General features: G+C 56.2%; 15 protein-coding genes. 8 read left to right on the forward strand and 7 right to left on the reverse strand.

Annotation, left to right across the window (positions count from 1 at the left end; all coding sequences use genetic code 11):
- Window positions 1-51 precede the first annotated feature (51 nt).
- Window positions 52-564 carry a TIGR02652 family protein gene (locus tag HPC62_RS14355; protein WP_068515812.1) on the forward strand — a complete coding sequence of 171 codons (513 nt, stop codon included), beginning with the start codon at window positions 52-54 and terminating at the stop codon, window positions 562-564.
- Between the two features lie 12 nt (window positions 565-576).
- Entirely contained in the window at window positions 577-1,020 is a 444-nt protein-coding gene (locus tag HPC62_RS14360) for a VOC family protein (RefSeq protein WP_172356752.1), read from the forward strand.
- Here the strand turns inward: HPC62_RS14360 and HPC62_RS14365 are convergent.
- Window positions 939-6,377 carry an nSTAND1 domain-containing NTPase gene (locus HPC62_RS14365; protein ID WP_172356754.1) on the reverse strand — a complete coding sequence of 1,813 codons (5,439 nt, stop codon included), beginning with the start codon at window positions 6,375-6,377 and terminating at the stop codon, window positions 939-941. The two genes, HPC62_RS14360 and HPC62_RS14365, sit on opposite strands and share 82 nt — an antisense overlap.
- Before the next feature lie 1,398 nt (window positions 6,378-7,775).
- Here HPC62_RS14365 and hflX point away from each other — a divergent pair.
- Together hflX and galE are read left to right on the forward strand one after the other, a co-directional pair.
- Window positions 7,776-9,533 carry a GTPase HflX gene (gene hflX, locus HPC62_RS14370; protein WP_172358965.1) on the forward strand — a complete coding sequence of 586 codons (1,758 nt, stop codon included), beginning with the start codon at window positions 7,776-7,778 and terminating at the stop codon, window positions 9,531-9,533.
- A gap of 174 nt (window positions 9,534-9,707) precedes the next feature.
- Window positions 9,708-10,727: a UDP-glucose 4-epimerase GalE gene (gene galE / locus HPC62_RS14375; RefSeq protein ID WP_172356756.1), complete on the forward strand. Its 1,020-nt coding sequence runs from the start codon at window positions 9,708-9,710 to the stop codon at window positions 10,725-10,727.
- Window positions 10,728-11,020: 293 nt separating this feature from the next.
- On the opposite strand, the gene HPC62_RS14380 is transcribed toward galE, so the two are convergent.
- On the reverse strand, window positions 11,021-11,218 hold the full coding sequence (locus HPC62_RS14380; protein ID WP_216655261.1) for a hypothetical protein: 198 nt from the start codon (window positions 11,216-11,218) through the stop codon (window positions 11,021-11,023).
- Window positions 11,219-11,250: 32 nt separating this feature from the next.
- Here HPC62_RS14380 and HPC62_RS14385 point away from each other — a divergent pair, with 32 nt between their 5' ends.
- From HPC62_RS14385 to HPC62_RS14395, 3 genes are all read left to right on the forward strand, one after another.
- Window positions 11,251-11,562: a hypothetical protein gene (locus HPC62_RS14385; protein WP_068515815.1), complete on the forward strand. Its 312-nt coding sequence runs from the start codon at window positions 11,251-11,253 to the stop codon at window positions 11,560-11,562.
- An 84-nt stretch (window positions 11,563-11,646) separates the two neighbouring features.
- Window positions 11,647-14,214, forward strand: a complete 2,568-nt coding sequence (locus HPC62_RS14390; protein ID WP_172356760.1) for a CHAT domain-containing protein — start codon at window positions 11,647-11,649, stop codon at window positions 14,212-14,214.
- 381 nt (window positions 14,215-14,595) lie between these two features.
- Window positions 14,596-15,174, forward strand: coding sequence for a type I restriction enzyme HsdR N-terminal domain-containing protein (locus tag HPC62_RS14395; protein ID WP_172356762.1), 579 nt, complete (start codon window positions 14,596-14,598; stop codon window positions 15,172-15,174).
- A 239-nt stretch (window positions 15,175-15,413) separates the two neighbouring features.
- Here the strand turns inward: HPC62_RS14395 and HPC62_RS14400 are convergent, their stop codons facing one another.
- Window positions 15,414-17,522 (reverse strand): FAD-dependent oxidoreductase, encoded by a 2,109-nt coding sequence (locus tag HPC62_RS14400; RefSeq protein WP_172356764.1) that lies wholly within the window; start codon window positions 17,520-17,522, stop codon window positions 15,414-15,416.
- Between the two features lie 275 nt (window positions 17,523-17,797).
- Here HPC62_RS14400 and HPC62_RS14405 point away from each other — a divergent pair, with 275 nt between their 5' ends.
- The gene (locus HPC62_RS14405) at window positions 17,798-19,534 is read left to right on the forward strand and encodes a tetratricopeptide repeat protein (protein WP_172356766.1); all 1,737 of its coding nucleotides are present in this window, start codon (window positions 17,798-17,800) and stop codon (window positions 19,532-19,534) included.
- Between the two features lie 281 nt (window positions 19,535-19,815).
- Here the strand turns inward: HPC62_RS14405 and HPC62_RS14410 are convergent, their stop codons facing one another.
- The 4 genes from HPC62_RS14410 to HPC62_RS14425 form a co-directional block, all read right to left on the reverse strand.
- On the reverse strand, window positions 19,816-20,532 hold the full coding sequence (locus HPC62_RS14410; protein WP_172356768.1) for an FkbM family methyltransferase: 717 nt from the start codon (window positions 20,530-20,532) through the stop codon (window positions 19,816-19,818).
- Between the two features lie 294 nt (window positions 20,533-20,826).
- Window positions 20,827-21,192, reverse strand: a complete 366-nt coding sequence (locus tag HPC62_RS14415; RefSeq protein WP_172356770.1) for a basic helix-loop-helix domain-containing protein — start codon at window positions 21,190-21,192, stop codon at window positions 20,827-20,829.
- 49 nt (window positions 21,193-21,241) lie between these two features.
- Window positions 21,242-22,120: a glycosyltransferase family 2 protein gene (locus tag HPC62_RS14420; protein WP_172356772.1), complete on the reverse strand. Its 879-nt coding sequence runs from the start codon at window positions 22,118-22,120 to the stop codon at window positions 21,242-21,244.
- Between the two features lie 73 nt (window positions 22,121-22,193).
- Window positions 22,194-24,413: an FkbM family methyltransferase gene (locus HPC62_RS14425; protein WP_172356774.1), complete on the reverse strand. Its 2,220-nt coding sequence runs from the start codon at window positions 24,411-24,413 to the stop codon at window positions 22,194-22,196.
- Window positions 24,414-24,449 lie beyond the last annotated feature (36 nt).

Below are 24,449 nucleotides of genomic sequence, written 5' to 3' on the forward strand. Positions count from 1 at the left end.
TATAATAGAGCCTTGCTGATGCTAGATGGAGACTACGCGGGTCGCGATTTCATGATGAACCCAGCCCTACAGTACCCAATCTTCGGCCCGGAGATTCAGTGTCCCCACTGTCGTCAGACAATTCCGGCATTGACCCTGACCGACACCTATCTATGCCAGCGCCACGGAGCTTTTGAAGCGAATCCCAAAACGGGCGAACTGATTCACCTCCAGTCTGGCCGACACTGGCGACAGTGGGATAACGAATGGTATCGCCAGCACACGCATCCCGATGGCATCCGATTTGAAATCCATGAAGCGCTCGATCGCCTCTATACCCAGGGCTATCGCGCTACCCGCGTAATCATTGCCCGTCGCTACCAGGATTTGATCAGCACCTACCTTGACCGCAGTGCCCCCTGGCGCGGCCAGGCAGACGCTAGCACTCGCCCCCGCCTCTACGGGCTGCCCGTAGAGTTCAGCCCCGACCCGAAGGAGGAGCCATGTTGGGATGTGATTAACTTTGACCTGGAGAAAGAGCCGGGTGCGCCCGTGCGGTATCCCTACTTTCGGCTGTTTGAGTAGCTTGCGCGAGCCATGCATCACGCTTCAATTCGCACTGCCGATATCTTTCGGGCGATCGCCTTTTATGAGCGGCTGGGCTTCACGGTGTGCGAGCGGTTCACGGCGGGCATCACGCTGGGCTGCTGGATGGAGGGACTAGGCGGACGCATCGAGCTATTGCAGGTGCCCCAGCCCAGGGCCGCAGCAGATGCCTTTGGGGATGAGCATTACACGGGTTACTATCACCTATCGTTTGACCTGACGGAAGCAGTCGAGAGTTTGCCGGACTGGCTGGAACATTTGCAGCAAGATTTTGCCCAGGCGGCCGCCGCAGGCGAGGGCGATGCGCTGAAGGTGCTGCTGGAGCCGACGCAGCAGATGATCGGCGATCGCATCTACGAAGTCGCGTTTGTGGCAGATTCCGACGGGTTGCCGCTGGAGTTTATCCGGGTGCTGGGGGAACGGGGAGGCGCATAGTCGCTGCCCAAGTCCACCTGGGGGCACTCGCTGGATGCAAGGCGCAGATAGCGGCGACACTCGTCCGGGCTGAGCTGGCGCAATGTGCGATCGCGGGCCAGCTTTAGCAGGGTGTCCCAGGTTGCCGCCCACAGATACAGGCGGCCGTTGCTGGCCAGCGTGGCGACGTAGCTGCCGTCGGGCGTAAAGAACACCCGCTGAATGGTAACAGGCGACTCGGTGGCAGGCCGGAGTTGGGCCTGCTCTGTCCCTGTGTGGGGGTTCCACAGGCGAGCCGTGCCATCACTGCCCGCGGTGACGAGCGATCGCCCGTCGGGGCTGAACTGGGCATCCAGCACTGGGCCCTGGTGGCCACTCAGCACCATGCGCGGATCGCCCGTGGTGGCATCGGAAATTCGCACCGTGCCATCGCGAGTGGTGGTGACAAGGCTCAACCCATCGGGGCTAAAGCTGGCGCTGGTGAGCGGGGCCGTGTGGCTGAGGATGCCCTGTCGCCGGCCAGTCTGGGCATCCCACACAATCGCAGTGTGGTCTGCGCCAGCAGTAACAATTCGCGTGCTGTCTGGGCTAAAGCGGGCCGTGGCGATTCGCGACGCGATCCCTACGGGAATTGCCCCCTGATGCCCCTCTAGCGCTGCCACCAACTCGCCCGACTCGACCCGCCACAGGCGCACACGGTCGTCGCTGCCCAACCCCAGCAGCAGCCGATTATCAGGACTAAACGCCAACTGTTGAATCGTAACGGGATTGCCCGATGGATTACCTAATGGATTACCCGATGGATTACCGGACGGGGATGAGGAACTCAACAAAAGCTGGTGCAGCCGTGTAGTGGTGGCTGAGCCGGGTAGCGGTTGTTTGTCGGCCGACTGAACCCGACGAATCTCGAGCTGCCCTTCGCGAGTGGCGATCGCCATCAGTTCGCCATCTGCACTCAGCGCAAAACTGGTCAGCCCCGATGTGCCCTCTGCATCCGCCACCCGTGCAGCCCGCGCTGAGGTTTGCTGAAACCGGGAGAGAATCTGCTGAGTGATGCTCGGCTGCTCTTGCGCCTCTTCGGCAACGGTTCCAGAAGGCGCAGGCTGAGATGCAGTTGCGTCAGCGCTGGAGTCTGAGTCCGCAGCAGGGCGATCGGGCGGCATCCAGGTTTTGATCTGCTGCCAGAGCATTCTCGGATTAAGCCGATGCAGGTGGATTGCGTCGGGCATCTCCTGGACCACGGTTTCAACGTAGGGATCTGTCGAGCGATCGGCGTAAAACGCCCAGTTTTGCAAGATGCCCTCAGCGGTGACCAGTGCCAGACTGAGGGTTCCGGGCAGCGGAGCCGTCGAGTCGAGCAAACGGTCTTCGGGTTCCGCCAGCAGCGCCTCCGCAGCGTCCTCCGCCTGCTTTGCGGCCAGGGTGAACTTGGGGCGTTGGCGCAAGCTCTGGGGAGCCGCATCGCGCCGAATCGACAGCAGCGCCCCATTTGCCGGAAGCCCGATCTGTCGCTCGCTGCCCCGTTCGTCGCCAGAAGAGGCGGTTTTACTTTGCAACGCTGGCGCGATTCGCGAAGCGATCCCTGCGGGAATTGCCGACTGTACCCCGCCATCGGGCAGAAACGCCAGCCAGGACACACCACCCTCTGGAATAGCAATGCTGGGCAGTTCCCCGCCCGCCTCAGCCGACCACAGGTAAACATCACCCGCGTCATCTCCGGTTGCCAGGTGGGTTCCCCCAGGGCTGAATTGCAGGCGGGTTACAGGGCCACTGGGGTTTTGCAGTAGCGCCACAAGCTGCCCTGTGTGCGGGTTCCAAAGCTGCGTGGTGGCCCCGCTGACGGCGGCCAACAGATTTCCTCGCGGGCTAAAGGCGATCGCCCGCACGATGGGCTGCGGAGTCTTCCCCCGCCCCACCGAGAGATCTTGCTGCACCTGTCCAGTCCGCAAGTCCCACACCCGGATAGGTTGCCCAGGCGACACCGCCGCCAGCAGGGTTTCATCGGGGCTGAACTGAAGCTGGCTAAGGGCGGGCGGCTGCTGAGCAGTCTGGGCAAACCCCGTGAGTGTCATCTCCAGCGTACCCGTTTGGGCATCCCACAGACGAGCGATGCCATCGGCTCCCGCCGTTGCAATCCACCGGCCGCTGGGGCTATAGGTGGCGTGCAGGATACCGCCCGTGTAGGGCAGCGCAATGTGCTGTCGGAGATCGAGGTTGCCCGTGAGCGTCAGGGCTGCCGGGGCCGGGGGCGTGGGTTGCGCTGGGTCGTTTGCTTCAGCAGTCGCTTCTGCTTCTGAGGACTCCGGCTGAGCGGGCGTAATCTTCCAGATTTGCACCATACCCGACTGTCCTGCGATGAGCAGGGATAGTTCCTGGGGGCTAAACTGGAGCGTCTGGATCGGCCACTCTTGGGTGAGTTGAGCCACCTGCTGACCGCTTTCAACATGCCAGAGGGAAAGGGTACGACTCCCGACGGGATCGGTTTGCGAATCGCCCACAGTTGCCAGCCAGTTGCCATCAGGACTGAAGCGAAGCTGGGTCGCAGGCTGGGTCATCGGCAGGGTTTGCGCCAGAGTTCCAGTGTCCACGTCCCAGAGGTAAAGCTGAGTCGCAGATTTGGCGGTTGTGTCGGCATTGTGGAGCAAAATCGCAGCCAGCTTCTTGCCGTCTGGGCTAAAGGCAATTTCCGTAATCTCTGCCTTAGCGTCGCCGGGCCTGGTGAACACCCGCAGCGGCTTCGCGGTCGTGTCGGCATAGATGACCTGATCGGGGCTGGCCCACAGGCGAATGCTGCCGTCGGCACTGACTGTGGCGAGATAGCGACGATCGGGGCTATGGACCAACTGGCGAATTGCGCCGCGATGCCCCGGTAGCCAGATTTGCAGCCGCAAGTCCTGGAGCGCAGCCCGCAGGCTCGATTCGGCTTCGTAGGTTGCGCCCTGGGCCGCTGCCAGTCGGCTGACCACGAGGGCCGCCATCGCGTCTCGGTCTGGCTCTTGCAACATCGACTGGGCGATCGCCGCTCGCGCCCGCGAGGTGGCCACCATCGTCTGGTAATCTTTCTCGGCCTGCGTTTTTACGGTAGTGCGATATTGCCCCAACGACAGCGCCACCGCCAGCGCCAGGGCAGACGGCACAGACACCTTTACCCACACAGCCTTGCGACGAACTCGACGGTTTTCGGCATCGCTGACGCTGAGAAATTCTCGGGCCAGGGTCGAAAGCTCCTGGGGATAGGTCTTCTGGAAGCTGATGGCATCCTGGAGGCGATCGCTCCCCAGCAAATACTCGTGCCGGGTGGGTTTGCCCAGCTTTGCCCACTCCAGCGCCGCCTGTTCGATCCGCCGCTGGCGACGCAGCATCTCGCGGCTCTCATCCAGCCAGCCCCGCAGCAGGCTCCAGTTGCGAATCAGCGCCTCATGCACCACATCCAGCAATTCTGCCGATGGGCGACTCCGCATCTTCCCTTCCGTCCGATCGCCCTCGCTGCCCCGACTGGTGACAACGAGTTTGCTGGCAACCAGCTTTTCCAGCGTGCGCTCGATCAGCGGTCTGGGAAACGCAGGGCTAACTAACTCATCCTTGGCGGCGCGGCGGCGCGTGTCTTCCGTGCCTTCACCCAGTCGAGTCAGCGTCAGGAAAATGCGCCGCGCCGCCGCCTGCTCATCCGGCTCCAGGCTGTTGTAAATGTCCGTCGCCCGCTTTTGCAGCGTGCCCCGCACGCCGCCCAGTTCTGTGTAGGCATTGAGGGTCAGCTTGGAGGGTGCGCCCTGGGGCGATCGCTCGCGCTGTTCCCACAGTTCCCGCAGCGTATATTGCAGCAGCGGCAATTCTCCCGGTGCCCCAATCACGTCCAGCAGCATCGTGTAGACAAGATTGGGTTCGCAAATCAGCCCGGCCCGTTTGGCAGGGCGCACAATCGTATTTTTAATCTGCTCATAGCTCATGGGCAGCACTTTGAGAATCTGCCGCTTGATCTGAGCCGCTAGCCCCGCATATTGCAGGCACTTGCCAAAAAAATCTGCCCGCAGCACGACAACTATGCTAAGGCAGTCTTCCGACTGGGCCAGAGCACTGGTCAAGCACTGGAAAAACTGCTGCCGTAGGGTCTCCGCCTGAGAGCCACAGCAGAGCGTGAACACCTCCTCGAACTGGTCGATAATCAGCACTAGGCGCGGACGGACGGCCCCAGAGGGAAGCGTGGAGACTGGGCTGGAAGTGGGACTGTTGGGCAGGCTAGCCCGAACCAATCGCGCCAACCCCGTGCCGCCGCTTTGCAAAAAGGTCTCTGCCCGCTGGATTTGCTCCGCCCGCTCGATCTCTGGTGCGTTTGGATCGACAAAAGCGCTGGCCAGGCTCCGCAGGGGGTTTTCGCCCGGCGTAATCAGCTTGAGTCGCCAGCGATCGCTGCCTGCGAGCCGCTGCCCCCGGCGCAATTCGTGCATCAGCCCGGCCCGCGCCAGCGACGACTTGCCGCTGCCCGACGCACCCAGCACCGTGACAAAGGGACTCGTGCGGAGTCGTTCGACCAGTTGATGGGTCAGTTCTTCGCGCCCAAAGAAGAAGTCGGCGTGTTCTTCCTCAAAGCACTCCAGCCCGCGAAAGGGGCAAATCTCCGGCTTTTCCGGGGTTTTGGGGAGAAGGGGGGAAGTAGCCATGCCGCAGCGCGTCAGGATGATTTCGCTGCCGGAGTTTTCAAACAAGGGCTGCTGGAGTTCGTGCTTGAGGCGATCGCTCACCCAGGCCGTCAGGTAGTGCGCCGTCACAGTGCCCGTGCTGGCGTGGCGCGGGTCTAGCCCTTCCAGCAGCGCTTGGGTCAAAACGCTGTAGTCGCTATTGAGCGATTCGTAGGCGGCTTCATATTCCCGCGAGGCCGCAATAAACAGGCGATCGGTTCCCGTCCGTGCGCCGGGGTCTGCCTCCAGCATGTTGAGCAACTCGCCGCTGTGGCAGCAGTCCAGAATCACAATTCGCTGCCGCACTGGGCTTTCTTGCAACAGCCGCCGCAGCCAGTAGAGCGACAGTCCGTAAAATCCCGCATCGGGGTTGGCATCGCTGACTGCGAGGTAGCCTTCGTGAATCCCCGCTTCTTTTTGAATGCCATGTCCAGAGAAGTAAAACAGCGCAGTCTGGGGAATATTGCTGCCTTTGGGCTTGAATAAATTGACCAGCGCAGTTTCTAGATCTCGCAAAAAAACGGGTGTCGCTTGACCGATTTTGGGCTGCCCTACCTGCACAACTTCGGGCAGTCGCTGCACCCGAAATTCGCCGTAGGTTTGCAACATTTGGGCGATCGCTTCTGCATCTCTAGCGGGGGCTTTGAGCGGCTGTAAGAACTGATAAGCATTAACTCCAACAACGAGTGCATCCCGAGACATGACCCAACTCCTCACACACAACAAACAAGGCTAGCTGTAGTAACTTCGACGGTGGATTTGACGACTAATACCGCTATGGATAGACATAAGAACTTAGACGAGAAGAATAGACTAAGACAGGTGAAGAAAGAATTCTGGATGTATTAATCGAGTTGGCGATCGCAGGCTAAGCCCACTGAAAATTACTTAAACAAACTACTTAAACAAATCACTTAAATCAGCCAGAAAAACTAAGACTGGAAAATTGAAAAAGCGCCTGAAAAAGTCGTGACAAAATGACGGCAAGCGTTCTTCACGATGTCCGCATCTGAATATTCTCAGTTTCTAAAGTTATCTGGAAGGCGGTTATAAACTTGCGTAGCCTAATTGCGATCGCAAAACCTTATAGAGTTTCCTTGCATCGCGAGGCGCGTTTGCCATGAGAGGCAAGGGTTTCGTGATCGCTCACGACCCTCACGAGCTATAAAAGCACTGCCAAAAGGTCAATCTGATAAAGTCTGTCAATGCAGATGCTCGATAGAGCCAGTAGAGCCTGTAGAGCTAGTCATTGTTATCGAACTTGGTCGAACTGGGTCAAACTTGGTCAAACTCGAACTAATCCATGACGCTGAATTCAAATCACTAGAGAAATCATTAGAGACAATTTCACAACTCGGCTTCTTGAAAATGGTCTTTGGCAACTACGGGAAACTACTGATTCTCGAAAAGCATTTGCTGCCGAAGCCTGATTTTTCAGCCTTGTTTGCTAAAATGCCCTAAAGTTTTCAGATTTCACCACTTAATTTTTCCTCGCATGTCCCTCGCTTATGTTTTGTTTTTGTTTCATTTGTCAGCGATGCGATACTCTCAAGAACAAGATCAATTAGAATTGAAAAAACCTGAATCGGCTTTACTAATCCAACTATAATCAAAACCAAGTTTTAATAAAAAGAGGGCAAAACCCCTCATTTGAAAGCATTTCAACCCTTTATTAATCGATATTAATTAGGTCTTTAAGGCGCAAAAAACCTTACGTCAATCCGCCAAGACGCTGAAGGTTTTAAAGCAATTCTATTGATTGTTATCGATCGTAAGATTAGTCTTAATGTGCTTATGTATTATCCCGGAGTTTACCTTTTGAAATTTAGTACGGTGGCGATCGCCCTGCGTATTTTCTCTGAATTTACTTGCGTAGTATCCGTGAAATATGGCGAAATGAGTCAAGCTTGAATCTTCACAAAAGATTTGCACAGCGCCTACATCACGCCCGATGGATCGTTTTGCTCCGCCATTTGCCCGAAGTTCGACTCAAATCGGCACGGATCTCAACTCTTATTAACCTCCACACAGCCATCCCAGACCTGCCATGTAAAATGAGGGAGTCGAGCTAGGGGATCGGACTGCCGATCCGTTGTGCCTATCGAAACGATTTTTGGCAACTTGCAGGGACTCAAGCCCAGCCAGATCAAGCAATTGCAGCGGCTCTATCACCAGCGACTTCCGGGCGATCGCCTGACGACCCCCGAATTTGCCCAACGCCTCGCGGCCGTTAGCACTGAGATTGGTCAGCCCGTTTGCGCCTATATTAATCGCCGGGGACAGGTGATTCGCGTGGGAGTGGGCACTCTGCGACAAACTCAAATTCCGCCACAAGAGCTCCCGCGATATGGCGCAGAGCGTCTCAGCGGCATCCGCTGTGTGGCCACCAAATTCAAACCGGAACCCCCCAGCAGCGCGGCCCTCACCGCAATGGCGCTACAACGGCTAGATGCACTGGTGCTGCTGGTGATGACGGGCGAAGGCTTCGAGCGACGCGGCGGCGGCGCAACGGGCTATATCCGCGAAGCCTATCTGGCCCACCTGATTCCCCATCCTGAGGCCAACTGGACCGTTTCGCAGCCTCTCAGCCTCGATCGGGTCAGCCAGCAAGACTTTCTGGAGCTAACGGAAGGGCTGGAGTCAGAATTTCGCCGCGAGTTTGTGGCGCAGCAGGTCGAAGTCGATCACGATCGCGCGTTGCTGGTAGGCGTAATGACCGACAACCTTTCGGCTCAGCAGTTTCAGGCAGGGCTGGAGGAACTGGCGCGGCTGGTAGAAACGGTAGGCGGCGACGTGGTGCAAGTCCTCTCGCAAAAGCGGGCCCACCCCCATCCCCAAACCGTCGTAGGGGAAGGAAAAGTCCAGGAAATTGCCCTAGCCGCCCAGACCGTCGGCGCAAACCTGATCGTGTTTGATCGGGATTTGTCGCCTGCCCAGGTGCGGAACCTGGAGGCGCAGATCGGCGTGCGGGTGGTAGATCGCACGGAAGTAATCCTCGATATCTTTGCCCAACGGGCCCAGACGGGGGCTGGCAAGCTCCAGGTGGAACTGGCGCAGTTGGAATACACCATGCCCCGGCTAACTGGGCGAGGGCGCGATATGTCTCGACTGGGGGGCGGCATCGGCACGCGAGGCCCAGGAGAAACCAAGCTAGAAACCGAGCGACGCGCGATTCAGCGGCGGATTGCCCGACTGCAACAGGAAGTCAACCAGCTCCAGGCGCATCGGGCCCGATTGCGACAGCGCCGACAGCATCGAGACGTGCCTTCGGTGGCGGTGGTGGGCTATACCAACGCGGGCAAATCTACCCTGCTGAACGCGCTAACCAATGCGGAGGTCTATACCGCCGACCAGCTCTTTGCCACGCTCGACCCCACGAGCCGCCGCCTGGTGGTGACGGATGCCGAAACCCAGGAACCTGTGGAACTGGTGCTGACAGACACCGTGGGCTTTATCCACGACCTGCCGCCATCGCTGGTGGATGCCTTTCGGGCGACGCTAGAAGAGGTGACTGAAGCAGACGCACTGCTGCACTTGGTGGATTTGTCTCATCCGGCTTGGCAAAGCCAAATCCGCTCGGTGATGAAGATTTTGAGCGAAATGCCGATTACGCCGGGGCCGGCGCTGCTGGTGTTTAACAAGATTGACCAAGTAGACGGCGACACGCTGGCGCTGGCTCAGTCGGAGTTTCCGCAGGCGTTGTTTATTTCGGCGGGCGATCGCCTCGGTTTGGGCACCCTCCGACAGCGCTTGCTGCAACTGGTTCATTACGCCGTGTCGATGAACGCAGAAATGGGCGAGCTTCCCGCATCGGATTCTCCTGCCCAGCAGTCTCGCCGCTCTTATGATTTCCCCTAGCGATGGACTGAGATTTGGAAGAATCAAGCCCGGATGACTCCCGATCCAGGCTTGATTCTTTCCGTAAAAACCGATAAATTCACTAAATCTTTATAAAGAAAATTAAACTTGCCTGTTACTTTCCCAGTAGACATAGGTAAGCATCAGATGGCACTTCGCTTTAGGAGTTTGGTCATGGGTTCAACCAATCAACCGACGATTTTGGTGACGGGGGGTGCGGGGTATATCGGCTCCCATGCGGTGCTATCGCTCCAGCAAGCGGGATACGAGGTTCTGGTTCTGGATAATCTGGTGTATGGGCATCGGGAGCTAGTCGAAGACGTTCTGAAAGCGGAACTAATTGTCGGAGAGATTGGCGATCGCCTCCTGCTCGACCAAATCTTTGCCAGCCGCACCATCGACGCAGTTATGCACTTTGCCGCCTATGCCTATGTGGGCGAATCAGTCAAAGAACCCGCGAAGTATTATCGCAACAACGTAGTCGGCACGCTGACGCTGCTAGAAGCAATGCACGCTGCCGGGATCAACAAGCTGGTGTTTTCTTCCACCTGCGCCACCTACGGCATTCCCAGCGTCGTGCCCATCCCCGAAGACTATCCCCAGAACCCCATCAACCCCTACGGCGCAACCAAGCTGATGATTGAACGGGTGCTGAAGGACTTTGGCGTAGCCTATGGCCTGCAATCGGTGATTTTCCGCTATTTCAACGCGGCGGGAGCCGATCCAGACGGACGGCTCGGCGAAGATCACAACCCCGAAACCCACCTAATTCCCCTGGTGCTGCAAACGGCGCTGGGGCTGCGCGATGCCATTCAGGTCTTCGGCACGGACTATCCCACCCCCGACGGCACCTGCATCCGCGACTATATCCATGTGACCGATCTGGCTTCGGCCCATGTGCTGGGGCTGGAATACCTGCTCAACGGCGGCGGCAGCAACATTTTTAATCTGGGGAATGGCAGCGGCTTCTCGGTGAAGGAAGTTATCGAGGCGGCGCGTCAGATTACGGGACGGGACATTCCGGTGAAGGCGTGCGATCGCCGCCCTGGAGATCCCCCCGCTCTCATCGGCAGCGCCGACCGGGCCCGGCAAATTCTAGGCTGGCAGCCGCAGTATAACCGCATTGACGATATCATTTCCCACGCCTGGGCCTGGCACCTAAAGCGGCATGGCAGCACCCTGGTTGCCTCATAGCCAGGGTTCCAGATTATAGGCAGGACTTAGCACTGGACTTACGCACTTGCGATAAGCTCCTTGGGGTTTGGACAATTTCTGGTGGGATGTGCCCGCGAGAAATTGTCCAACTGCGTAAGTCCTAATAGGGTTCATCAGGTTTCCAGAAGCAGATCCCAACGTCTTTGAAGCCAGATTGCGATAAATCCACTCGGCAACCCGGTATTCTAAGCAGCAAGGGGCCAATGACAGTTTGAGTGATGCCACTCGGAGCGATCGCCCTTCGAGTGGTGATTTTTATGCTTCTGTGATTTTTATGCTTCTGGATTGACATCTGTGTTGACATGAGGGCGATCGCCAGGAGCTTGAGCCGTTGAGCCAGCAGCTTGAGCCAGCAGTTTGAGCCAGCAGCTTGAGCCAGCAGATTGAGCCAACAGCTTGAGCCAGCAGCTTGAACCAGCAGATTGAGCCAACAGCTTGAGCCAGCAGCTTGAACCAACAGATTGAACCAACAGACTGAATAGACAAATCGGTGTGGGAGCCTGTGAAGTATTTTTTTCTATCGGATGGTTGGACGGTGGGGCGCGTGTGGGAATTTGGCGGGCTGTGGGATGAGCGGGCCTGGCGGCGACCGCCCCATATCCAGCGGATGCAGCTCTCTATCGTGGAGCGGGGCGAGCGCCTCTGGCTGCACCAGGTCGAAGAGTCGGTACTGATGGTAGAAGTCTGTCCATCGCCTACGATCCAAGCAGACGGATCAAGTGCATCGATTGGGCAAGTCGTGCTAAAGCGGCTGATCACGGCAGAACAGGTGTTAGAACTGTTGTGTGGAGCCGATCTGGAGGCAAAATCCTAGTCTCCACTGGACTGCGGTCAACTGCGGTCAACTGCGGCCAACTGCGGTCAACTGTGGTCAACGGTTAACTTTACGGGTTCAGCCATGACGCTTCCGTCAATCGATTCCTGCCATTCCCAGTCCAGATCTCGATCTTGGCTGCTGCTGTTCACCAGTCTAATCGGCGGTCTGAGTTTGCTAGCTGCGCTGGTGGGGCAGAGCGCTCAGGCTCAAGCCCCAAACCTGCCGCAGACGCTAGAAGCGGCAACCCGTCAGGATGAGGCCGATCGCCTGCTGCGAGAGGGCGTACAGGCCTATAGCGCCAGTCAGTTTGCCGTTGCGCTAGACAGATGGCAGGCGGCGCTGGCGATTTATCAGGAGTTGGGCGATCGCCCCGGCCGCACGGTTGCGCTAACCAACATTGGCGAAGCCCATCGCAGCCTGGGGCAATATGCCGAAGCCATTGCGGCCTTTACCCAGGCGCTCCCGATTGCCCAGGAAACGGGCGATCGCCGTCGGCAAGGGCTGATTTTGGGCAATTTGGGCGTGACCTACTATGCCACGGGCGACTATACTCTGGCCCTGGAAAATTTGCAGCAGGCGCAAGCCATTGCTCAGGACGTGGGCGATCGCGAGGGCATCGCCACAGCGCTGCTTAATCAGGCGGTCGTCTATCGGGCGCTAGGCCAGCCAGAGGAGGCCGATCGCCGCGTGCAACAAGCTCGGACGGCTGGCGGCGAGGGAGAGGTGGCTTCGCAGCCCGCTGGGGAGACGATGACTCGACTGGAGCGAGAACTGCGAATTGCCCAGGAACAGGGCGATCGCCAGGGCGAGGCTGCCATTCAGGGAGCCATCGGAGTGCTGTGGCTCAACCAGCGCCAGTATGACCGGGCGATCGCCGCCATGCAAAGCCAGTTGGACATTGCCCGCGAGATTGGCGATCGCTCCCTCGAAGCCACTGCGCTCAACAACCTGGGACTGGTGCATGTCGAGCTTCAGCAATATCCCCAGGCGATGGATATGCTGCAAGACTCGCTGCTGGTGAAGCAGGAAATTGGCGATCGCGAGGGCGAAGCCCGCACCCTGGCAAACCTGGGGCGGCTCTTTTTGGAGCAAGACCAGCCCGCGATGGCGATCGTGTTCCTAAAGCAGGCGGTGAACCTGTGGGAAGCGCTGCGGGCCGGGCTGCAACAGACCAACCCCGACATTCAGCAGACCTACACCGACCGGGTAGCCAGCACCTATCGCCTGCTCGCAGATCTGCTGCTGCGCCAGGATCGGGTGCTGGAGGCGCAGCAGGTCTTGGATTTGCTCAAGGTGCAGGAACTAGACGACTATCTGCGCGACGTGCGCGGCAACGAGCAGACGGGACGCGGCATTGCCCTCTCTGAGGAAGAGCGAAACATGCTCAACCTCTACGATCGGGCGATCGCCCAGGGACGGGAACTGGTCAGGCTGCGGGCGATCGCCCCCGACCGCCGCACCCCCGCCCAGCAGCAGCGCCTCGCCGTGCTGGTCGCCGCCGAGCAAAACCTGGCCCGCACCTTCGATGATTTCCTCAATCGCCCAGAGGTGGCCGCCGCTCTAGATCAGCTCAGCCGCACCACGCGCCGCCAAAACATTGACCCGGTGCAGTTCACCGCGCTGCAAAACAATCTGCGAAACCTGAATCAAAACGCCGTCCTGCTCTATCCGCTGGTGCTAGACGATCGGCTAGAGCTAATTTTGGTTACGCCCTTTTCGCCGCCCATCCGCCGCACGGTGAACGTCCCGCGCACCCAGCTCAATCAGGCAGTTTTGGAACTGCGGCAATCCCTGACCGACATTCGGGTCAACCCCAGACCCAGCGCCCAGCGACTTTACAACTGGCTGGTGCGGCCGCTCGAAGCAGACCTGGCCCAAGCCAACACCCAAACCATTGTCTATGCCCCAGACGGGCAACTGCGCTACATTCCGCTGGCGGCGCTGCACGACGGCACGCAATGGCTGGCCCAGCGCTACCGGGTTAACTACATTACCGCCGCCTCCCTCACAGAGTTTGATCGACGACCCCAGCGCGACTTGCGGGTGCTGGCAGGGGCGTTTGTGCAGGGTGAAGTTAGCGTGCGAGTGGGGACGCGAGAACTGCGGTTTCCGGGGCTGCCGTTTGCAGGCATCGAGGTAGAGAATATTGCAGCCCAGATTCCCAACACGCAAAAGCTGATTGATGCCCAGTTTAGCCCCCAGGCAACCGTGCCCCGCATGAATGACTATACGGTAGTTCACCTGGCGACCCACGCGCAGTTTGTGGCGGGTTCGCCGGAGGAAACGTTTATTGTGTTTGGGAATGGCGATCGCGTCACGCTTCAAGATGCGTCGCGCTGGTCATTGCCCAATGTGGAACTAATCGTGCTGAGCGCCTGCCAGACCGCCGTGAGCGGCGAGAGCAATGGCGAAGAAATTCTGGGATTTGGCTTCCAGATGCAGCGCACCGGGGCCAGAGCGGCGATCGCCTCGCTGTGGCGGGTCAACGACGAAGGCACCGAGGCGCTGATGACCCAGTTTTACCGACTGCTGAATCAGAAAACCATCTCCAAAGCAGAAGCCCTCCAGCAGGCCCAGATCAGTCTCATTCAAGACAACCAGCCGCCGTTTTTCTGGGCCCCGTTTATCCTGATCGGCAATGGACTTTGAAGCGAGATTTTGCTATCTGACAAAAACGCAATGCTAAAAACTAGAAACGCGATGTTAAAACCGCAATGTTAGAAACGCAATGTGCAACGTTCAATTTTCCCTCATCCCCCAACCCCTTCTGCCAAGTCGGGAGAAGGGGAGCAACAGAGGCTTGAAGTCTCTCTCCCGCTCTGGATTTAGGATGAGGAGGATTGGCAAAGTTGCACATCCCGTTGATAAATAGGTAGACATTAATAGATATAAAACCCAAAGACCCTGCGCCGCCCGCTGCGCGGGCGGCGCAGGGTTCAGGATCTATTTTTTAATCTGGTCTATCTACTTAAAAGATTTGTCCCTGATTTGTCCCTGATATGATTAGGACTCCGGTGAAGGGAACCCATCATGGCAAAAGTCATTGCAGTCACCGACGCGGTTAAAAGCTTATCTGAAGTGGAAGCTCGGTTTGGATTACGCCGGGTGGAAGATGAGCAATTTTTTACCGAATGGCAGCAGGATTTGCCGGAGTTGAATGATGCTGAACGGGCAAGGCTGCAAGTTTTGCGTCAACGGTTACTTTATCATCGGGCTGAAGGGGATTTGCTGGGAGGCTCGGTGATGCTGCTGGTGGCTTCGCCTCTTCTGGAGCAGACCGGATTCTACGACCCGCCCTTTCGGATGCAGGCAGAGACAGGCGTGGAAGTGACGGTTATAGATGGCGAAGAAATTTTGCGGGGGCGCATTGATGTTTTGATTATGCAGCGGCAGTTTTGGGCGCTGGTCTTGGAATCGAAGAAAACGACAATCTCAACGCGATCGGCCTTGCCCCAGGCATTAGCCTACATGATGGCAACCCCTGAGTCAGACCAGCCCCAGTACGGAATGTTGACCAATGGGGATGATGTGCTGTTTATCAAGCTAGTGCTGCGACCAGAAAAACAGTACAGTTTGTCGCGGGTCTTTTCGCTCTATACGCTCACTTAAGAGTGGCAGGGGGCATTACAGGTACTAAAGAAGCTAGCGCGGATGATGGAGTCGGCCCAAGGGACTTCTGGTTGATGAGCTTGCAGGGTTGAAGAGAGCGAGCGGGAAGCCTCCCCAATCACTTGCAAGTTTTGAGTCAAGTTTTGAGTGAACCAAGCTTGAATTAATTCATTTTGTTCAAATGCTTGCCTGCCCTGTGCAGCATAGCAATCAATCCGGGCGATCGCCCCCATGATTGTCTAATTCTTCAACACGACTTTCATCACTTCATACAGCACCCGCGACAGTTCCCGGCGGCGCAGGGATTGGCGGTCGATGGGCGTGCGGGCAAAGGCCCGGTCATAGGCATCGGGTGCGGCTTTTTTCACCAAGAAGGACAACTGCTCGCGGGTGATGGGCGACTCTGGCGCAAAGCGGCCGCGGCCGACTCCGGCGATCAGTCCGGCTGCGGCCAGCGCCTCGATATAGGGATGGGCCCAGTGGTTTTTGGGCACGTCGGAAAAGGTGGGCTGGTGGGGCGTGGTGGGCGACAGGTTGAGCAGCTTCACCATTGCGGTAGAAACGACGGCGCGGGTGACGGTGTTTTCGGGGCGGAAATGCAGATCGGTGGTGGTTTCGCTGCGGACGATGCCTGCGGTCGCCATCACCTGGATCGGCTCGAAGTCGGGGTCGCTGTGGGATACATCGTCAAACCAGAAGATAGGAATGCCGTTGCGGGTGATCAGCCCTTGCAGCTTGCGGAGGAGGGGTTCTTGCAGGGCGATCGCCCTCGGCTGCACTCCCGCCCACACGGCCAGCGCCGCCAGATAGCCGCTGGCTTCCCCGATCGCCCATTCCACCGGATGCATTCGGTAGGCGGCGTTGGTGATGTGGGTCGTGCCGAGGCTTTTGGAGGACAGCACCAGCCCGTCGGTGTCCAGGGGAACAAGCGACCCCACGGGCAGCGTAAAGGGCAGCGCAATTACCTTGTCTCCGGGCAGGCTGGCGTGGCCCTGGCGATCGTTGCCGTGCAGGTCGAGATAGTGATATTGCCCAATGCCCACGCTGTCGGCAAAGCAGCGGGCCCGCGCCTGGTTGGGGAAAAAGGCCTTGGCCACGTCTTCGTGGAGGATGGGGGTGAGGGCGATACCGCGCCGCGCCTCGCGGATGTAGGGTTCCAGGGCGATGCCGTCGGCGGTCCAGGTGAGGTCGCCCCGGGGTTTTAGCGGAATGCCCCGCTGCTGCAAATAGTGGACGTAGGCCCGAGCGCGATCGCGCCCTTGTTTTAGATGCAGCTTGCGTTCCTCCCGACTCACGCCGACCAGTTCCCCCACGCGATAGTCGTTGCCGCAGAGCATGGGCCCGCCCTCGCCGTGCTGATGCTGGCCCCAGTTCAGCACCGACACGTCCCCCGGCTTTACCAGCTTCTCTTGGGTAGACACGCGAATCAGGCGGCGATAGCGGAAAATCCCAAAGGGATGCAAAAAGGGGCGCGGCTGTGGCTCCCACTGACCGCCAGATTTCGTCCAAAAATCGGCTTCAAAATCTGCCGCCAGCAGCCAGGGGGCGACGTTGTATCCTGGCGGTGCGCCAATGGGTTTGCCTTTGCCCGGTTCCGCCAGTTCGATCACCGCGCCGTAGGTAAAGGACTGCTGACATTCCGGCAGGGGATGTTTGGGAAGCGCCTGTTCGCCGGTTTCTTCGCGGGTTTCCTGCCCCACGCGGGAGGGAATATTGCCGACTTCCAGCAAATCCCCCAAATCGGTTGCCTCAATGGTGATCTGCGCCGAAATCGTGAAGCGATGCCCCCGCTGGAGGTCTTGAAACACAACCCCCGTGACGCGCCGCCGCCCGCCGGGGGGAGTGACAAACCGCACCTCGACGGGTTCTGCAAAGGGAATGAAGCGGAGGGTACCCCGTTCCAAGCAGGGGGCGATCGCCTCGTTTAGGGCTATGGCGGATACGACGGGACTGGTGCAAATCGGGCTGACCCAGCCGCCGCCGGGGTTTTGCAGCACCTCCCCCTGCACGGGTTGGAGCTGTCGCTGGCGATCGCGAAACCAGCGCTGCAACGGCGAAATCGCAAATTCTTCCCCTGCCCGATGAAATGCGCCCGCCCGCTCTTTGAGCAAATCGCCATCGTCCGACGCGGGCAGCGCCTGCACGGTGAACTGTCCCCCCAAGATTTGCGTCGGCTGCACCAGGCACACCGACAGATTGGCCCGCGCCGCCACCAGCGCCGCCGTATAGGCCGCCGTCGATCCCCCCACCACGAGAATGGCGCAGGAAAGTTCGCTGTTTGGCGTTGGGCGGGTAAAGGCGCGGTCTTCAAAAATGCCGTTGTGCTGGCGCAGGGGGGCGGTGAGCATGGGTGGGTTGGTAGGGGCGGTGCTATTTAATCATCTCACTCCCGCCCCTCAACCCGCCAAAACCTCAACAGGACTTATGCACTAGCCATCCGTGTTCTGGACTTTGGCGGATTTCTCGCGGATGCAGCCCGTGAGAAATCTGCCAACTGCCTCAATCCTGCTCAACCTAAAATAGAGGCATTGCCACACCGTCGCGCCGCTGAGTATTTTGCATGTACGCTGATTCTGAGTTTGATTCTGAGTTTGATTCGGATGTTTCATGGTCTGGTAATGATTTGGCTCGGTTAACGCCAGCGGAGTGTGGGCAGCGGCTGAGTGAGGCGGCGTTGCCAGAGGCAGAGCGGGCAGGGCTGCTGTGTCGGCTGGGCTGGTGGCAGTTGCGAGATGGGCAGATCGAAGCGGCGATCGCCCAGTTTGACCAGGCGTTGCTGCTGTGGCCAGACTTGGTGGCGGCCTATCACGGGCGGGGGCGGGCGCTGGATGGGCTGGGGCGATTTAAGGAGGCGCTGGCAAATTTTGACCAAGCGATCAAGCTGGCGGCCAAACCGAGGGCAAGGCTGTGGCGCGATCGCGGCTGTACGCTCCGCAGTCTGGGGCGCTATGGCGAGGCGCTGGCCAGCTTTGGCAACGCATTGGAACAACAGCCCCAGGATGCCCTATCGATGAGCGCGAAGGGGTCTTTGCTGGCGGTGCTGCGGCGACAAAAGCAAGCGGCGATGCAGCTTTGCGATCGTGCCTTGCAGCTTGACCCAAACCTGCCAGAAGCGTGGAACAGTAAGGGTGTGGTGCATTCGGTGGCGGGGCAATATGCCGAGGCGCAGCAGTGCTATGAGCGGGCGATCGCCCTCGACAGCAGGCTAGACCGGGCCTGGAGCAACCGGGGGATTGCGATGCTGCGGCAAGATCGGGTGCTGGAGGCGATCGCCAATTTTGAGCAGGCCCTCTCGCTGGCTCCGCATCGGCAGGAGGCGTGGAAAGCGGCTGCTTGGGCGCATCACGGGCGGGCGCTGATGCGGCTGGGGCGCTATGAGCGGGCGATCGCCAGTTGCGAAGAGGCACTGCGGCTGCAACCGGGCTATGCTCCGGCGGCGCTGAATCGGCTGCTGAGCCTGGGCATGGCGGGGCAGTTGTGGATGCACCTGCGGCGGGGGGAAACGCGCTGGCCCCTGCTGCACAATGTGGGCGCAGTGCTGAATGCGGCCAAGCTGCGGCTGCTGATTGTGACGGCGGCGGTGCTGCTGCTGGCGCTGGGGCAGGGGCCGGCGGCGGAGTTGCTGCGGCAGGGGGTGTCGGTGCTGCTATCGCTGGGCGTGCTGGGGCTGATTGTGGCCGATCTGTGGCGGCATCGGTCGCGGCTGGGCTTCGTCTGGCAGACCTACTTTGGCACCCACTGGCTGACCTATGGGCGGGCGCTGGGCATCGTCGTGGCAACGCTGGTGACCTATTCGATTGCCGATGCGATCGCCCCGCCGATTTTGCGTCTGGGCTGGTCGGATCTGGTGTTTGGGCGACCCGGCAACGTCATGTTTCAGCCGTTTAACCTGATCAAAGATGCCGCCCCTGCGCCATCCCCTGTGCCAGACCTCCCTACCCCGCCGATGCCAGGATTGGAGCCGCCGCCTGTGCCAGAAGCAGTATCCCATTTCAACTGGGCGACGCTGCTGATTCTGCTGTTTTGGCTGGCGCTGCTGCTGGGCATTCCCTTTTGGGCGCGGCTGGAGGAGCGGCTGTTTCGGCGCGGGGCCAACACCTGGCGGCAAATCGGCGTGCGTTCCACCTGGTTTGGGCTGGCGCACCTGCTGGCGGGAATCCCCCTAATCGGCGGGATCGTGCTGATTTTGCCGGGGTTCCTGTTTGCCTGCCGCTATAAGTATGTGCGCGATCGCCATTTGCGGCAAACGGGCAACGCCTTCCAGTCCGAAGAAGCAGGCGTGCAAGCCAGCACCGCCGACCACGCCGCCTACAACGCCATCCTGATCACGCTAGCCGCCGCCGTAATGATTTTTCTTTAGCAATAAAGCTTTTCGATTTTCAGGTTTTGATTGATGCGATCGATGCGGTCAGGTTTGTCTAATCTATTGAATCGGGCACCCTGGTTGACTGACAAAACTCGAATCACCCTCGCCCCAACCCCTCTCTCAAAGCGGGAGAGGGGCTTCAAACCCAGTTCTAAACTCCGGCTCCCCTTCTCCCTTTTTGGGAGAAGGGGTTGGGGGATGAGGGAAAAAGATTTGTCAGTCAACCAGATCGGGCACCACTTTCCCAATCTAAGATAATCTATAATCTGCCTCTGCTATGGAAGAGGATGCCAGTGGGCGGGATCAAACATGGGAGGACGTAGTTTTTCATTCATCAGATCGCTCCTTAGATAAACCAAGTCACACTGCCACAAAACTTGTCCATACATAACTCGATCCACAATATCAATCAGCTCAAACCCGTATTCCTCAAGAATCTTTCCCCTAGCCGTCAATGCAGCCCAATGTGCCTCCACAATCACAACGGAGGCATTACTGATGCAGCCAGAGGCTCCTTTAAGAACTTCCAAATCTTTTCCGTCAACATCAACCTTGAGCAAGTAATCCTTTTCAAGTAAATCGGAGTATGAGTCAAGTCTGTCTACCTTGATCTCCTCACAGGAAACAATTTCTTGCCCATCCGGTATTACTGGTACTTCGCTGATTCTTGCATGAGTAGCAACTCCATCCTTCAAGAGCGCCGTCTGAATAAGCCAGGCAGATCCTATTTCATCTGACAATGCAATAGGGTAAAGCGTATTGCTGATGGCGGAATAGTTCTTCTCTATATCTCCATACCACAAGGAAACAGGCTCAAATAGATGGTGATGTCTTTCCCGAAGTGGCTCCATCAATTCTGGAGTACCTCTTTGAACACCCACATCAACCACTGCATTGATAGGAACGCCTAACGCAAGCAGCGAAATCACCCTATCTTTCTTGTTAGCGACTAGCTGCTGAACAGGAAATGTTTGAGAGGTTACTTGAGACACTGTAGATCCTTGAGCAGAAGCTCTTTGAGCAGAATCAGCGTCAGCAAGCACCTCTTGAACAGACTCAGCTCGACGGAGAATTGATCTTAAGCTTCTGAGCATATTTTCTAAACCTACAGACTCAAGTTCATCAGAGCTAATTTGTAAAGGAGCCTGAAAGCCTTGTTAATCAAGGATTTCCGAGAAACCGCTTTTCCTGGGCAAACATGACCTCAAAGCCACACATGCCAAGAGTTTCAGGCTTCTTAAGATTTGCTTCATAAATCAGCTCTCAAGTTTGGTCACAAAATTGCTTTAAACCCTACCCATGTCATGACTTTTTTCCGAACTCTTCTCAAGCCGATCAATCCTATCTTGGAGGGCGCTAACTTGCTCTCTCATATCACGAATTTGAGATATGGCATTGCTCAGCAACTCATGCTGAGCCATCCCTTGGCGGTGAATTGTATTGATCTGATGTAAAAGCGTTGTTTGAAAATCTTGATTAAGCTTTTCCTGGCGCTGCATCGCGTCTACTAAAAACACTGAAGACCTTAATAGGGCAGTCTCATTTTCAGAGGCGGCAGAAGAAACCTGCTCAAACTGCTCAACCTTCGATTGAATCTGATCTAATTTGTTTAGAATTAGGTCTTTAATCGTTTTTAGTCTACCAACTACCATTGCTTCCTCCGTACCTCTAAGAACCCGTCAATTGAATCTGGAACTTGTACTAGAACTGCTTTCCAAGCCGTCTTGGATTGATTTGGCAATAATAAACCCAATTATCTATTGGCAAGCGTTCAAAAGTTCTTGATTCAAACTCAGCATAGTTTCTCCAGGACTCATACAAGCTAGAGATGAGTGCCTGATTGCTAGAACCAAACGTGTACTCTGCAAAATAGGCGTACATTTTATCTTGGGGAATTGTGGAACCGTTATAACGCTGATGCAACTTAGCAATCTCAGGAAGTCCTACAGTTTCCCAGCGGGACTTTGTTTTCTGATCGGGATAGTATCGAAAGAAGCCAAATGTCTCAGGTGCGGCGTAAAATCGAGCATCATGCTCCAGAAACCTAAACCAAAGCTCATAATCCATCGCGAAATCGAACTCTTCGTTTATCCACTCGCCTGCTTTCCTAAAGATATCTCTCCCCCAAAAGACACACTCTTGAGGGATATAGTCTGTCCAAACTAGATACTCTTTTGAATACTCCCTGTAAGGATGAAAATTTGTTTGATAGCCATCTTCTGAAATGAACTTCCGACAACCATAAACAACATCTGCTTTGGTTTCCTGAAAGTGCTTGATGGCTGTAGAAACAACATTTTCATCTGCGTATACATCATCAGAATTCAGATAGGCTAGGACATCCCCTGTAGCCAATCTAAATCCCTTGTTTAGAGCATCGGACTGACCCCGATCTGGCTCAATGATTAGGTGATCAATAAAATCCCTGTAGTATTCCAGAATTTTAATGGTTTCATCGCTGGAGTTTCCATCAACCACGATGTACTCTATGTCGGGATAATTTTGGCATAGGACACTAAGCAGAGTCTTCTCAATAAATTTCCCTTGATTATACGAAGGGGTGATAATGCTAACCTTCATGTTAAGCCTTGACTCTGTGGGTTTTCTGTAATCCTATTGCCGCCTCAACTAAGTACACCCCAAACAGGAGGAATTAATACATAAAACGTTTCTTTAGGTCATCTAAATCTTGCTTCATCGCAAGCAACTCGTCATGGACAGTCAGCGTATACTTTGCCTGATAGTCAACATAGTATCGATGTAAACGCTGGACTTCATTGATTAGTTCGCCAAACATCTTGCTATATATCATCTCGCCTTCGTAGTAAGAAGGTAAAGCAGGAGATGATTCACCCAGGCGAAACTCTTCATCCTTAGAGCGAACTGAGGGTTTTATAAAGGCTTTCTCGTCTAGAAGAATATCACTGGTTTCTGAGGGGATCAGTCCTTCGCGAACGAAGACAATATCTTTTTGGAGCAAGGCTCCATCAACGGGCGATCGCCATTCTCCAGCATCATCATAGTAGCGAAATCCTAAGTCGGAAATAATGCCTACCATCTCTGCGAGGGTTCTAGCGTCAGCATCATACTGAACGAGGGATAACTCTACAACCAGAATATCGACCTTGGACAAAAACTGGGCTGCTCCTTCTAGAACCAAATGTTCAGCACACTGAACATCAATTTTTAGAACACCCCGTCCTTCAATCGACAGTTCCTCAGAGACTTGATCAAGGGTTTTCACTTCGACTTCCACAGATTCGTATGAACGGAAGTCAGCAGGTTTTAGCAAAGAACTACCATAGAGATCTTGAGATACTTGCAGGTGCGTTTTTCCAGACTGATTGGAAATTGCTGCTTCTACCAAATCATGATGTCTTAATGATCCAGCGAACTGACGCAATAAGTTGGCATCATGTTTTGCCAACAGTGGATCAATGAGGACGTAGCGAACGCTGGGATATAGCTTACTGATGGTGAATGACCAAACACCAACAGAACAGCCCACGTCAATGATGAAATCAGGTTCATACCCTCGCCGCTTTAGCCGACGAAATGAATTGAATGATGGAACAAACTCCGGAAACAAATCGCGTGGTGTCGGCGGTTCAATGAAATAAAGCAGGTCGCTAGGGCGGTGCGGGCAGAGTTCCTCAAATCTAAAGTCGATTGGCTGTCCTGCTTCTAGAGATTTCCATAACCAGGTGTCAAATTTCTTATCTGAAAATGCGTCAGCTAGCATAGCAGCCCGCTGCCGCATTTCACGCTGATTGTCGGGAGCAGTAACGTACTCCACAGCTTGATTGAAGCTAGCAGGATCGTAATCTGAAACTACTCCTATGCCGAAGCGCTCAATGAACTTAGCGGCTGCGGTTTTTGGGCTACCTACCACAATCATCGGAATATTTGTGGTGGCCAGTAGGTAAGGAATGCGACTAGGCAGGCTGAGATACCCAACGGGAAGATGTTCATCTTCTTGATCGAGTGTGCTGGAGGGAATTACGGCGTAGGGGTATTGCCGCAGCTTTTGCACGAATTCAAACTCATCTTCAATGAAGTTTTGCTCACGAAGAATGCCTTGTTGCAGAAAAGCTTGTTTATCAGCAAGCCATTCAAAATCTTGAACCTGCCCGCTGCGGAACCAATCAATGTGATGCGGGAAACCAGTCAGCAGCTTTTGCAGGTTGTTGAACCATCGCTCATTCCAGACATTCCCAATTAGTACGCCCGTCTTGTCATTGCTTTTGTCATCGGCGGCGGGCTTGAAGTAGTTCTGAATTAGATCACTGGGTACAACGGGTGGAACGAACCAAAACTTTAGGCGATAGCGCTGTTCGTAAGCATCTCTCATTTCAGGAGAAACGGCTAAACGAAGTGAGGACTTTTCTAATAGCTCGCGCATCAAGCCATCTGGAATATTCTTAACGTATATGTTCTGATCGTCCAGAATGTAAGTGCAAAGTGGGACATTGAATATTTCCTTAAGGGCGATCGCCGTAATCAGGTCATCTTTGAAGAAGGGGATGCAGAGAATTCGACGAATGGTTACGTCCTCTAGCTGCTTCAATAGCTTCTTGAAAGACTCTGGTCGAGAACAGCCTCGATGAGAAATTGACAAGCTGAGATCCCCAAACTGATGATCGCCAGGGTAGGTATCCGCAGAGCGAATTGAGATTGTATTCGCCCCTGTGCCAAAGATTCGCTTTACGAGAAGGCCTGTACCGTGTCGAGTATTGATCTCGTTTGGTGTGATAACAACATCCGCTTTTGTCAGCGTTTTGCCCTTAGGAAATGCAGAGTAACCAGTTAGTAAAGTCTCTAAGCGTCGGCGAAGTTTAGCCTGTTTTGCTGGAAAATTAACCTTCTTCTGCATCTCAAACTGCCGCCTTGCGGAATCCTAAATCTGCGA

Source organism: Thermoleptolyngbya sichuanensis A183, from assembly GCF_013177315.1.
Taxonomy (GTDB): domain Bacteria; phylum Cyanobacteriota; class Cyanobacteriia; order Elainellales; family Elainellaceae; genus Thermoleptolyngbya; species Thermoleptolyngbya sichuanensis.

Excerpts from the sequence above, each read along its gene's own strand:
- HPC62_RS14400 (WP_172356764.1), bottom strand. The coding sequence starts at position 17,522 with ATGCTCACCGCCCCCCTGCGCCAGCACAACGGCATTTTTGAAGACCGC.
- HPC62_RS14365 (WP_172356754.1), bottom strand. The coding sequence starts at position 6,377 with ATGTCTCGGGATGCACTCGTTGTTGGAGTTAATGCTTATCAGTTCTTA.
- HPC62_RS14425 (WP_172356774.1), bottom strand. The coding sequence starts at position 24,413 with ATGCAGAAGAAGGTTAATTTTCCAGCAAAACAGGCTAAACTTCGCCGA.
- HPC62_RS14420 (WP_172356772.1), bottom strand. The coding sequence starts at position 22,120 with ATGAAGGTTAGCATTATCACCCCTTCGTATAATCAAGGGAAATTTATT.
- HPC62_RS14395 (WP_172356762.1), top strand. The coding sequence starts at position 14,596 with ATGGCAAAAGTCATTGCAGTCACCGACGCGGTTAAAAGCTTATCTGAA.
- HPC62_RS14355 (WP_068515812.1), top strand. The coding sequence starts at position 52 with ATGATGAACCCAGCCCTACAGTACCCAATCTTCGGCCCGGAGATTCAG.
- HPC62_RS14415 (WP_172356770.1), bottom strand. The coding sequence starts at position 21,192 with ATGGTAGTTGGTAGACTAAAAACGATTAAAGACCTAATTCTAAACAAA.
- galE (WP_172356756.1), top strand. The coding sequence starts at position 9,708 with ATGGGTTCAACCAATCAACCGACGATTTTGGTGACGGGGGGTGCGGGG.
- HPC62_RS14390 (WP_172356760.1), top strand. The coding sequence starts at position 11,647 with ATGACGCTTCCGTCAATCGATTCCTGCCATTCCCAGTCCAGATCTCGA.
- HPC62_RS14360 (WP_172356752.1), top strand. The coding sequence starts at position 577 with ATGCATCACGCTTCAATTCGCACTGCCGATATCTTTCGGGCGATCGCC.